An 11,379-nucleotide genomic window follows, 5' to 3' on the forward strand; every position below is an offset into this window, starting at 1 on the left:
GGCCGCAGGCAAGTCAGTGAAGGCCACCCTGACCGCCACGGCTCGCAAGCTCCTCGTCACACTCAATGCCATGGTTTCTAGCGGAACAAACTACCGACTCGACACCGCAACCTGATTACAGTTGCCGGCAAACCCGGGGCGGTTCAGTGACCCCATCACGGCTGCCTATCGGCAGGACGCAGCGGAGTGTGCTGTGTCGCTTGAGATTGCAAAGTTAGGCAGTGCGCCGCTGCGCGTCTCTGCGCGTTGTCCAGGCTCGGCCGGAACCGTGCCGCCAATCACCATCGCATTCAGGACAGAGTTCTAACCCGGCTACACGACGTCCGTAACGTTGCGCATTCGCACTTCCATGTGGAAGCTTGCTCAAGCTCAATCTCCCGAACTGTCCTGCGGACCCGGCAATGCCCTTCTGCCAGATAGCATCGCCGGTTCGACGCTCCACGACTGCGTCGGCGGTCTCCTCCAGCTTGCATGGGCTCGGCAAACACTCTCGTGAGACCGCCCGCCGAAGCGGGACGACATCGAACCCGGCCCGATGCGGTATCGGCGATTTCGAGGACCGGATGACACGATGGCGGCGGTCGCTAGGTTCATCGAGCGCCACCGGAACCCGCCGCATGACCGCAGGGCGGGCAGGAGCGACAGCCTCGGCTCCCACGGGCCACAGGGAGAGGCGGTACAAGTGACTGTTGTCGGCGCCCCAGAAGCACCGCATCGCCGCGGACATCTTGGCGAGACGCCCCTCAGTGTGGCGGAACCCATGCCCAACCCGGAGCCTTTGCCCGGCTGCATGCCAACACGGTAGGGTAGCATGCATGGCATCGTCACGACCGCGCTTGGCGCGTCGCACCCTCCTGTCGTCGCTTCCTGCTTTGGATGGCGTCGGCCACGTGACCTCGGCTCCGGCCGCCTTCCTCCCGACCCACGTCTCGTGCATGTCATCGGGGTTTCCAGATAGTAGCCATGCCGTGTTCGGCTTCGGCGCCGCGGGAGTGGCCGCGGCGGAGATGGCCGCGGCGGCGTGCTGTGCCCTTTGCGACTACGAGGACCCCAAGTGGCTTGCGGTCCGGGGCGGCATGCAGTCCGGTTCCGATGCTGCGAATGTCGTCCTCGCGTCCGAGTGGTCTTTCAGCGTCCTGTGCTGCGACGGCACCGACGAGAATGCGCTGTCCGAGGCCGAGGCCACCGCCCGTGCACTCGTCCAGCGCGGCCATATGGCGGTCGTGATGGAGGCCGGACCGTCCGCGCCATTGATGAATGCCCCGTACCAGATGGCGGACGGGAGAGACCTGCCTGCACACCTTTTGCTACCGGTGTGTGATGGGCCTGGGGGCATTGTTCCAACCTTGGCCGCAGCCGCGGCGGCCCTGCTCTCCTCCGTCGCCTGTCGAGGGATCGTGGGGGTGGATGCGTCGGACATCTGGTCAGCGATTGGCGGTCATGGCCTCGGCCTAGCCGTCCACACGGTCGCCGGCCGAGAACAGAAGGCGGCAGCCTTCGGCCAGTCCGCTCTCTCCGCCGCCTATGAGGTGGGGGTACGACCATCGTCTGTGCGGCGCCTGTTGATCAACGCCGTGCTACGGCCGGGCTGGCACCTCCGTGAGTTAGATGAACTCGCCACCACCGTCTCAGCCGCCTTTGAGAACGCTGGCACCGCGATCATGTCCGCCGTCTACAACCCGGCCGCCGACACTGCGTCCGTGCTGCTGGTCTGCTCATAATTGGCCGGTTGGCCCGCAAGGTACCCAACTGGTCCGCTTTCACTTTCGGCCGGTGCGCAGGACCGAGCATCGCAGCCCCCGTGCCTGGACCTGCAAGGCCGAGACCGGGGTGGTCAGGTGCCGGCCACCTCACCAGTTTCCGCGAGGGCGCGGCGGACCGCGACGGCGATGGCGCCACGGGCGAGCGGCTTTCGCAGGAGGGCCACTCCGCGCGGCAAGGGCCTCCCGGCGAGCGCACCGGCTTGCCCCGTGAGGAGGACCATCGGCAAGGCGGGAAAGCGCCCGCGGGCGATGGTCGCGAACTCCACACCATCCATGCCGCCCGGCATCATCACGTCCGAGAGCACCACGTCCGCGGCGATGCCATATTCCAGCATCGCCAGTGCAGCATCGGCGTCTGCGGCCTCGATCACCCGGTAGCGGAGGTCACGCAGCGTCTCCGCCAGCGCCGACCGCACCAGTGCGTCGTCCTCCACGATCAGCACCGTCTCCCCGAACCCAGCCTCGGGCTCCGCAGAGGCCGAGGAGGGCGGCTCAGCGCGCTGGCCCGCAGAGGCGGTCCCGGGCAACAGGATGGCGATTTCGGTGCCGCGTCCCGGCGCGCTCTCGATGAGGACGGTGCCGCCGGACTGGTGGGCGAAGCCGTGTATCTGGGCCAGCCCAAGACCGGTGCCTTTGCCCGGCGCCTTGGTCGTGAAGAAGGGCTCGAAGGCGCGCCGCCGCACCTCCTCCGGCATGCCGGGGCCGTCGTCCCGGACTGCGATCCGCACAAAATCGCCGTCCGATGGCAAGCCCTCGGGGGCGGCTGCGACGCGCTCGGCCCGGATCGATACGGTCAGGTTTCCGGACGCTCCGGCAAGGGCGTCGCGGGCATTGATGGCGAGGTTGAGCAGCGCCGACTCAAGTTGGTTCCGGTCGGCGAGGCAGGCTCCGGCACCCGGTTCAGCCTCGACGTGCAGCGCGATCCGCTCGCCCAGTGTGCGGAGCAGCAGGCCGCGCATGTCCTCGATGACCTCCAAGGGGTCAAGCACCTGCGGGTCGAGCCGCTGACGGCGGGCGAAGGCGAGAAGCTGCGATGTCAGGCCCGCCGCCTTCCCAGCAGCGTCGAGCGCATTCGCGGCAAGGCGGGTCACGTCGGGTCGTTCGTCCCCGACGCGCCTGCGGATCAGTTCGAGGTTTCCGGTAACCGCTTGCAGGACGTTGTTGAAGTCGTGCGCGACGCCCCCCGTGAGTTGCCCCACCGCTTCCATCTTCTGCGCCTGGGCAAGCTGCTCGCGGGCCGCGTCCAGCGCACGCTGCGCCTCCCGCCGCTCGGAGATGTCGCGGGTCACCTTGGCGAAGCCGACGATTTCCCCGCCTTCGTGGATGGCGTCGATCACCACGCTGGCCCAGAACCGGCTGCCGTCCTTGCGGACCCGCCAGCCTTCGTCCTCGAAACGCCCGACCCCGGCTGCTGTCGCCAAGGCCCGCTGCGGCAAGCCCTCCTTTCGGTCCTCCTCCGTGTAGAAGCGGGAGAAGTGCTCGCCGACGATCTCCGACGCCCCGTAGCCTTTGATGCGCTGTGCCCCAGGGTTCCAGTTCGTCACGACGCCGCCGCGGTCGAGCATGTAGATGGCGTAATCGGTCACCCCCTGGACCAGCATCCGGAAGCGCCTGTCACTCTCCCGCTGTGCCTCCTCGGCTCGCTTGTGAGCCGTCACATCGGCAAGCGCGGAGATGAGGTGGGTCGGCGTGCCATCGGGGGCGCGCTCCAAACGCGACGACACCAGAACGTCGAGGACAACGCCGTCGCGCCGGATGAGGCGGCGAGGCGTATCCCGCAACTCCGCCTCTTCGGCGAACACCGCGCCGAGGATCGCGCGGGTGGCGGCGCCACCGTCCTCCTGAAAATCGCCGGCCGCCCGGCCGATCACCTCGTCACGGGCGTAGCCGAGTAGGTCCAGCCACCGATCGGAGACTTCGACGATCCTCCCATCGGGGTCGAGGACGTGCAGTGGCACGGGCGCACCGGCGAAGTTGGCGCGGTGGCGGGCCTCACTCTCCCGCAGTGCCACGTTGGCCTCCCGCATCTGGGTGAGTGAGGGCAGCGCCAGGGCCTTGGGCATCAGCCGCCAGAGCGCCACCGCTGCGCCGACGGAAACGATGGCGGTCAGCGCCTTCACGACCGCCTCGGTGCCATAGGCCGGGACCCAGAGGGTGAGCAGGTCAAGCCATTGGCCGATGCCGCAGAGCAGGACGAAGGCGACCAACAGCCAGAATATGGGGCGGAACGCAAGATCGCGCCGCCGCCGCGCGATGATGGTCAGGGTGAGCGGGATAGAGAAGCAGGCCAACCCGATTGCGCTGTTAGCCAGCAGGTGGGTCCAAAACAGCCGGGGCTCCCCAGCCAGCCAGACGCCGTGCAGCGTCAGGCCAGAGGGGTCGAGCAGCCAGCGGGCGAGGTCGGAGATTACCAGGGCAGCCGTCCAATGTTCCTGGCCCGGACGGACCTGACCCGACAGGCTATCCAGACGGCGCATGAGCCTCCGACTCTAACACAACTCTGAGTTATGGACGAGCGTATGGAACCCGATCTGCCAGCGTGTTCGGTACGGTGTACCAGAATTCGGCATCAGATCGATTTAGATGTGATCGCACCCGAGTGTTGCATCCGAACAGCGGCCGCAGCCTTCAATGTCTGCGCTACGGCGACGCCGACCTAAGCCGTTGCACATCTTGTCGGTAGGCTACTGAGGTGAGGGCCGTCTTCGGATGCAGGCCGAGAAGGGATTGGACTGACAGCAGACAGGATCGCGGTGAGGTCGAACGCCTTCTCGCTAGCGCTGCGGTATCTGGCTGGGCGTACGGCCTGGGACCATTGCCCTGCCCATCCTCGCAAAGCGCTGACCCTGAAAGTCCAAATCCGGCACCGCTCCGTGGTATCAGCAGCGATGCAGGGCTGTTGCAGACCTACCGAGCGCCCCGCGGGAGCGCAGAAAGCCGGCCCGCTCCTACCCTGTCGCTCCTCACGGAGTGCCGCGTACCGCTGGCAATCGGAGAATGCAGTGCAGACCCTCAGGCTCGAAGCGGAGGTCGGCCCCCATGCCCGTCTGCATCGACAGCCCGCGCTCAAGCAGCCGCAGTCCGAAGCCCCGCCTAGCAGGCGGCCCCAGGACCGGTGGACCGCCGCGCTCCACCCACTCCACCGCGCCCCGCGCCATTTCGCCCTCACCTGAGCCTGCAGCGAGACACACCACCTCGACATGTCCGGACGGCACCGACAGAGCGCCATGCCGGAGGGCGTTGGTGGCGAGTTCGTGCAAGGCCATCGCTAGGGTGAGCGCCGCACCGGCTGGAAGGAACACGTCCTGCGCGTTACAGCCGGACAGCCCCACTCGCTCGCCGTCCACCACCAGCGGCGTGAGACCTGCGCGTACTACTCCATCAAGCGGCGCACCGGTCCAGTCCTCACGAGTGAGCAGGTCGTGCGCGCGCGCCAAAGCAAGAATGCGCCTTTGAAACGCCGCTGCGAAGGCTGAGAGATCGGGCGACGCGCCGCGTGTGCCAAGCAGAGTAAGGGACTGAACTACCACAAGCGTGTTTTTGACACGATGATTCAACTCGTTCGTCAGCAGCGCCCGCCGCTCCTCTGCCCGTCGCCGCTCGGTCTGGTCGCGCATTACAGCCATAAGCCCTAGGGGCGGCGCATCCGGCCCTGCCGCCGGGTCGCGCAGCGGCATTGACTGGCCGCTGGCCCAGAACCGCGTGCCGTCCCGGCGTAGATGCCAGCGCTCGTTCTCAGCCCGTCCCTCCGCGAGTGCCGTCGCGGCCTCCCGCTGCGGCACCCCGGCGGAGCGGTCCTCGGGCGTGAATATGATGTCGGCCGGGCGGCCCATGACCTCTTTCTCGGTCCAGCCCAGCACCCGTTCCGCGCCCGCGTTCCAAGATGTGACGCGCCGATCGAGGTCAGTGGTGAAGATCACGTAGTCCGCAGCGCTGTCGAGGATGAGGCGCAGCCGCTCCTCGCGCTCGCGTAGCGTGGCTCGGCTCTCGGTCAGGGCGGCATTGGCGCGTCGCAGCGCCGCGTTGTCCGCCTGCGACGCCGCGACGTCCGCCCGGCCCGCTGCCACCTCCAGCCTGTGCCGCGCCTCGGCCGTGGCTGCTGCCGACTGTGCTAGCCCCCTGTCTGACGCACGGTCGGCCCGTCCGCAGGCGAGTTCGTCGGCGTCCAGTCCGGCCACCCGCTCGGCCGAGAGGCCCGTCTGCGCGAGAGCCTCGCGCAGAGCGGCGACCTCCGCCTCAAGCTCCGCGATGCGTGCCTCGGCGGCCGGTCCGTCTCGCCGCGCTGCGGCCGGGCGTGTTGCTTGGTCGCCGGAGTCTTTCATGGGCACGCGGAAGGGGGATAGCTATCATCGACTTCAACTCCTTTGGCCCAAACGCGTTCCCGTCTACCGTTCGCCGCAGGAATTGCCCAGCAGCAGCCCTGGCAGACTGTGGGGCGCCGTACGACCGCGGGCTGAACCGACAGCCCGGTCAGCACGGCATGATGTTCGGGTCGGGGAAGGTGATCATCACGGCGGTGCCCTGGCCACCCCGTCCGGCCTCCATCAAGGCCCTGCCATTCACCTGCTTTGCAAACATTTCAATGAGCCGCAGCCCGAGTGAGCCTGCCCGGCGCTCCGCGGGCATGCCGATACCATGTTTCTCAACGAGCAGGCGCATCGTCCCGCCGTCGCTGGCGCGCAACTCGACCCGGACCCTTCCCTCGCGTTCCTCGAGGAAGACATGCTTGAGCGCGTTGGTCACTGCTTCGCCCACGATTAGGCCGAGTGGGACCACGAGGTCCGGACTCCACATCGCCTCCTCCTGGCGTCCACCTCAAGCGTCACCCGCTCCCCCGAGAGTGACAGGCTCCCCTCCATCTCCCGGCAAAGGCGCCGCAGGTAGTCAGGACAGTCAATCACGTCCGGGGTACCGCTCTGGTAGGTCAACAGTGCATGGACCCCGCCCACGCGCCGGAGCCGCCCCATGGCGGCCTCCAAGGCGTCGCGGCAGGCCGGGCTATCGACATGGCGTGCCTGCTCGCTCAGCAGCGCGACCGCCAGTTGCAGCGCGTTTTTCGCCCGGTGATGAACTTCGCGCACGAGGAAGTCGCGGTAGCGGATGTCCTCCTGACCCGGAGCCAGGGCATCACGCAGCGCAGCCTCAGTGCGTTGCCGCCGCTTGACCTCTTCTTGCAACCGTTCGTTGGCCTGCCGCAGCCGCTCCGTCCGTGCCGCCACGCGCCGGTCCAGTGTTTCCTTCGCCTCCCGGAGGTCACGCTCGCGCGCCACCCGCTCGCTAATGTCGAGGAAGGAGGCAAAGTGTTGCACTACCCGGTCGTCCTCGACGACGGGGCTGCGAACATCGAAACCCACACCTCGCGGCCGTGATCTGCCCCCGATCGGGGCAGTCAAGCGGGTGATCGCCTCGGCGACCCGCGCCTCCCCCGGGGGCAGTATCAACCTCCTGCCTGTGGCTATCCTCCAACGCTTGGATGTTCCGCCTGAGCGCGCTGCCCAGGTTATCAGGTCTCGGCGGGACAGTCGGCGTCGCATTGTCCCTGGAGAACGATCCTCGCCATTGGGAGGCGTGCGGCGCCGCTGGTGGGTTGCTTCGCCGTTTGGAGCCTCAAAAATATATTAATAATGCCTTTTAGCAGCCGCGCCTAACACCGCATGGCGACGGTGCCGAGCACTGCGGCCATGCCTACGGAAGATTTAAATCGGGCCCAAAAAAGAACGCTCAGGTGTGGCACTCATACGGGCTGAGTTATATAGACCAACCTGAATTTCATCGCCTTACCCACTGCGGAGTTCCAGATGTACGTCAACAGTGGCATCGAAGGCGTCGGAGCCGTCCAATGGGGCGCGCATTTCTGCCAGTTCTACGAAACGGCTGACGATCTCGTCGATACGCTCGTTCCGTACTTCAAGGCCGGTCTGGATAACAACGAGCGCTGCATGTGGGTGACCGCCCGCCCGCTACGTGCCGGTGAGGCGACGAATGCCCTCCGCAATGCCGTGCCTGACCTCGACCGGCGCCTGTCGCGCGGCCAGATCGAGATCATCGACCACGACCAGTGGTATCTTACCCGGAACGCCAAGGCTGGCGCCGACGAGGTGATCTCGGGTTGGATACAGCGCAAGTACGAGGCCCTGGCCAACGGCTACGCCGGGTTCCGCCTAACCGGAAACACTTACTTCCTAGAGGCACGCGACTGGGACGACTTCGCTGAGTACGAGGAGAAGGTCAACGCCTGCTTTTGCAATCAGCGGGTTATCGCGCTGTGCAGCTATTGCACGCTCAAATGCGATGCTGGTGGGGCTATGGACGTGGTGCAGAATCACGACTTCGCCCTGGCGCGCCGCCGTGGCGCCTGGACGATGATCGAGAGCGCGTCCGTCAAGCGGGCCAAGGAAGCCCTGCGGCAGGCCAACAATGAGCTTGAGGAGCGGGTGGCACGTCGTACTCTGGACCTCAGCCGGGCCATTGCCGAGAAGGATGTGCTCCTCAAGGAAGTGCATCACCGGGTCAAGAACAACCTGCAAGTCGTAGCCGCCCTGCTCCAACTTCGGGCGAAGCAGACCTCCGATCCGGCCGGGCGGGAGGCGTTCGCCGAGACACTGCGACGCATCAAGGCAATGAGCCTCGTACATGAGGCATTGTATGGCGGCGCGGACACAAGCGGCATCGACTTCGCCGCCTACCTGGGGTCGCTTGCGTCCGCGACGGCGACGAGCTTCGGCATGGCCGGGCAAGTCGCTGTCGAAGTCGCTCCCGCGCAGGGCCTTGTCGATCTGAATACGGCGGTGCCGCTGGGCCTTGCCGCCGCCGAGGCGATCGCCAACGCGTTCAAGCACGCTTTCCCGAACGGCCGGCGCGGCATCGTGCGAATTGCCTTCCGCGCCCCGACCGATGCGACGGACGGAGAACTCACGGTGCGCGACGACGGCATTGGGATTGCCGGACCGCTGGCACCGAGCCCAAGGGGGGCGGGCCTTTCGCTGGCGGAAGCGCTTGCGCGCCAGATTGGCGGGCGGATTTCCATTTCGCCTGGATGCGACGGTGGGACGGAGTGCCGCCTAACCTTCAGCGGACCAAACAGCGGCGGCAGAACAGTGTCGGATAGGGATGCTGCGTCCAACCGGGACGTGACCACGCGGCCAGCGGTTGCCGTGCAGTAGGAACGGTCCACAGCCCGAGACGATCGCGCCGCCGCCTCAGGATGTGTGCGGGCCGTGTTCACCTGCTTTCCCGAAATGAAAGCGACATTGTGGTACTGCGTCCTTGAGGCAGGGCCGCCCGCGCAACGGTGCGCAATCTCGCCCTCACGTCCGGCGTCATGAACCTCCTGCTCGCCCCCTTGGCGCCATGCCAATGTGCCATGGCGCGGGCGGCGTCGCCGCCCAGCACCGGTTCGGCGCCCGCACGGGACTGGCGCCGGTCCTGCTCGGCGCCGTCCTGCTGGTGCTGGGCCTCGGCTTCGCGGACGCCGCGGCGTCACTGTTCGCGGCGATCCCGACCAGCGCAGTGGGGGCGCTGCTGGCGAGCACGGACCTCGCCCTGTCAGGTTGTTCGAAGGTCGGCCGCACTGCTGCCCCCGCCATCGGCATCGCCGTCGCGGCGACTGCGCTGATGAATCCCGTCGTCGGCCTCGCTGCAGGTTGGGCGGTGGAACTCGGGCGCATGCTGGCCGGGCGGCTCGCCTAGCGCGTCATGCCCGGTAGGATGCCGTAGACCATCGTGGAGCCGACCATGCGACACCTCCTCCCCATTGCCGCGCTCGTGGCTGTCCTGCCCCTGGCCACCGCATGGGCGCAGCATTCAGGGTACGCAGGGCAGGAGACCCGCGACATCAAGGCCCTCTCGGAACGGGACGTGGCCGACCTCCTCGCCGGGCGCGGTATGGGCATGGCACTGCCTGCTGAGTTGAACGGCTACCCTGGCCCCGCGCACGTGCTGGAACTGCGCGACCGGCTCGGTCTCGCTCCGGAGCAGGAGGCCGCCGTCCAGGCCACCTTCAACCGCATGGAGGCGGCCAAATCCCTTGGCGCGGAACTGGTCGAGCGCGAGCGCGCCTTGGATCGCGCCTTCGCGGAGGGCAGCGTCACCCCGGACGGGCTGCGGTCGTTGACGGCCGCGATCGGCGACCTGCAAGGGCGGCTGCGCGCCGTCCACCTCATGGCCCACGTCGAGATGCGGGCCGTTCTAACCGACGCCCAGGTGCGCGCCTACGACGCGCTGCGCGGCTACACCCGCATCGAGGGTGCGCCCAGGGGGCACGGCGGCGCGCACGGGCAAGGCCGGACGCACTGAGGAGGCGTCGGGCGCCCGGCGCCGGCCATCGCACCTTCGCGGCGGAGCGCTGCCAAACTTCTGACACGGACGGACCGGACGAGGGTAGCGTCTCGGCGATGGCGTGCCAGACGGTGGTGGCGATCACCCAAGCCGCCAGCACGGCGAGGCTGAGCCCCTTCGCCAGCGCGGCCCGCGCCCGCCACGCCAGCGCCATCCCGGCCACCCCGAGGGAGATGGCGTAGTTTCCGGCGTCCCCGGCGAAGTCGAGCGCGTCAGCCTGTAGCGAGACCGACCCCGCGGCCACCCCGGCGGTGATCTCTATCAGGAACATCGCGGCGTTGACCCCGAGCGCGATCCAGAGCGCCCGACGCCAGCCCGGATCGGCACCGTCGGGACTTGGGGTAGTCGAGCAGTGGTCGTCATGGTGGCAGCAGGCCGCGCCCAACCGCAGCCGTCTACCTGCCCCATGATTTCGCAAACGGGGTCTGAGGCCCAGGGTCCCGCAGGACTTCCCGCTCCCGACCGAGACGGAGGGCTTCGTCGTGGGCATGGCCGATGACGGCGCAGGCGTGCAGGCGCTCGCCCCGATCAAGGTGACCTCATCGTCCGACCCGAAGAGGGCTGGAAGTCCGGGGTGGTCGGCCGCTCCCTCGGCGCAGCAGTCACCTGCACCAACGCGCACCGCTACGGCGCGCTCGACCTGTCGGAGGTGAGGTCAACCGCCTTCTACTAGGAAAGTGTGTCACTCTCCCCGCCATGGTTCTGGCAGCGCTCCGTCGCCGTCTGGTCGGCTGCCGTCCGGGCCGGCAGGATCGCCGCCCGAACCACCGATTCGCCACGGAGCACCGATGTCCGACAACCCAGCCGCCGAGGCCGCCGAGAAGGCAAGTGAGAACAAGCGGGTGGCGCTGCTGATTGCGGCCCTGGCGCTTGCCCTGGCCCTCACTGAGGTTGCGGGAGACGATGCCAAGACCGAAGCGCAGATGAAGAATGTCGAGTCTGCCAATCTTTGGGCCTTCTTCCAGGCGCAGACCATTCGGCAGACCGTCCTCGGCGCTGAGGCCGACCGCGCGACCTTCGATGCCTCCCAGATCGCCGATCCGGTGGCACGGGCTGCGCTTGAGCAGCAAGTCCAGCGGTGGCGCGGGACGATCGGCCGTTGGGAGAGCGAGCTGCTCTGTTGAAACCCTGGCTTGGCTGGGTACTTTGGGTGGCTATCTTGGGATGAGCGGTCCGGAGGTGGTCGATGCGGACGCTTTCGAAGTCGGCGCTGCGGGTGGCCGGTGAGGCGCTTGCGGTGGGGCGGACGGCACTGCCTGCCTATGGCAGCCACTACTCG

Annotated in this window: 10 protein-coding genes; 6 read left to right on the forward strand and 4 right to left on the reverse strand. The window is 67.5% G+C overall.

The window, feature by feature from the left end:
• The first annotated feature begins 968 nt into the window (after nt 1-968).
• Complete coding sequence (locus tag H7965_RS26315; protein WP_186773519.1) at nt 969-1,721, forward strand: hypothetical protein; 753 nt, start codon at nt 969-971, stop codon at nt 1,719-1,721.
• Nucleotides 1,722-1,834: 113 nt separating this feature from the next.
• On the opposite strand, the gene H7965_RS26320 is transcribed toward H7965_RS26315, so the two are convergent.
• The 4 genes from H7965_RS26320 to H7965_RS26335 all read right to left on the reverse strand — a co-directional run bounded on the left by H7965_RS26320 (nt 1,835) and on the right by H7965_RS26335 (nt 7,072).
• Nucleotides 1,835-4,240, reverse strand: coding sequence for a hybrid sensor histidine kinase/response regulator (locus tag H7965_RS26320; protein WP_186773520.1), 2,406 nt, complete (start codon nt 4,238-4,240; stop codon nt 1,835-1,837).
• Between the two features lie 486 nt (nt 4,241-4,726).
• Entirely contained in the window at nt 4,727-6,085 is a 1,359-nt protein-coding gene (locus H7965_RS26325) for a sensor histidine kinase (RefSeq protein ID WP_222440828.1), read from the reverse strand.
• A gap of 148 nt (nt 6,086-6,233) precedes the next feature.
• Nucleotides 6,234-6,506 (reverse strand): ATP-binding protein, encoded by a 273-nt coding sequence (locus tag H7965_RS26330; protein ID WP_229682805.1) that lies wholly within the window; start codon nt 6,504-6,506, stop codon nt 6,234-6,236.
• 14 nt (nt 6,507-6,520) lie between these two features.
• Nucleotides 6,521-7,072: a histidine kinase dimerization/phosphoacceptor domain -containing protein gene (locus H7965_RS26335; protein WP_186773522.1), complete on the reverse strand. Its 552-nt coding sequence runs from the start codon at nt 7,070-7,072 to the stop codon at nt 6,521-6,523.
• 489 nt (nt 7,073-7,561) lie between these two features.
• Between H7965_RS26335 and H7965_RS26340 the strand changes: the two genes are divergently transcribed.
• The 5 genes from H7965_RS26340 to H7965_RS26355 all read left to right on the forward strand — a co-directional run bounded on the left by H7965_RS26340 (nt 7,562) and on the right by H7965_RS26355 (nt 11,224).
• Entirely contained in the window at nt 7,562-8,926 is a 1,365-nt protein-coding gene (locus H7965_RS26340) for an MEDS domain-containing protein (RefSeq protein WP_186773523.1), read from the forward strand.
• A 187-nt stretch (nt 8,927-9,113) separates the two neighbouring features.
• On the forward strand, nt 9,114-9,452 hold the full coding sequence (locus H7965_RS26345; protein WP_261394394.1) for a putative sulfate/molybdate transporter: 339 nt from the start codon (nt 9,114-9,116) through the stop codon (nt 9,450-9,452).
• 45 nt (nt 9,453-9,497) lie between these two features.
• A complete protein-coding gene (locus H7965_RS26350; protein WP_186773525.1) occupies nt 9,498-10,058 on the forward strand; it encodes a hypothetical protein in 561 nt (186 codons plus the stop codon).
• A gap of 98 nt (nt 10,059-10,156) precedes the next feature.
• Nucleotides 10,157-10,282 (forward strand): hypothetical protein, encoded by a 126-nt coding sequence (locus H7965_RS31375; protein ID WP_261394395.1) that lies wholly within the window; start codon nt 10,157-10,159, stop codon nt 10,280-10,282.
• 606 nt (nt 10,283-10,888) lie between these two features.
• A complete protein-coding gene (locus H7965_RS26355) occupies nt 10,889-11,224 on the forward strand; it encodes a DUF4337 family protein (protein WP_186773526.1) in 336 nt (111 codons plus the stop codon).
• Nucleotides 11,225-11,379 lie beyond the last annotated feature (155 nt).

The organism is Siccirubricoccus deserti, from assembly GCF_014283215.1.
Taxonomy (GTDB): domain Bacteria; phylum Pseudomonadota; class Alphaproteobacteria; order Acetobacterales; family Acetobacteraceae; genus Siccirubricoccus; species Siccirubricoccus deserti.

Excerpts from the sequence above, each read along its gene's own strand:
- H7965_RS26320 (WP_186773520.1), bottom strand. The coding sequence starts at position 4,240 with ATGCGCCGTCTGGATAGCCTGTCGGGTCAGGTCCGTCCGGGCCAGGAA.
- H7965_RS26325 (WP_222440828.1), bottom strand. The coding sequence starts at position 6,085 with ATGAAAGACTCCGGCGACCAAGCAACACGCCCGGCCGCAGCGCGGCGA.
- H7965_RS26340 (WP_186773523.1), top strand. The coding sequence starts at position 7,562 with ATGTACGTCAACAGTGGCATCGAAGGCGTCGGAGCCGTCCAATGGGGC.
- H7965_RS26345 (WP_261394394.1), top strand. The coding sequence starts at position 9,114 with ATGCCAATGTGCCATGGCGCGGGCGGCGTCGCCGCCCAGCACCGGTTC.
- H7965_RS26350 (WP_186773525.1), top strand. The coding sequence starts at position 9,498 with ATGCGACACCTCCTCCCCATTGCCGCGCTCGTGGCTGTCCTGCCCCTG.
- H7965_RS31375 (WP_261394395.1), top strand. The coding sequence starts at position 10,157 with ATGGCGTGCCAGACGGTGGTGGCGATCACCCAAGCCGCCAGCACGGCG.
- H7965_RS26355 (WP_186773526.1), top strand. The coding sequence starts at position 10,889 with ATGTCCGACAACCCAGCCGCCGAGGCCGCCGAGAAGGCAAGTGAGAAC.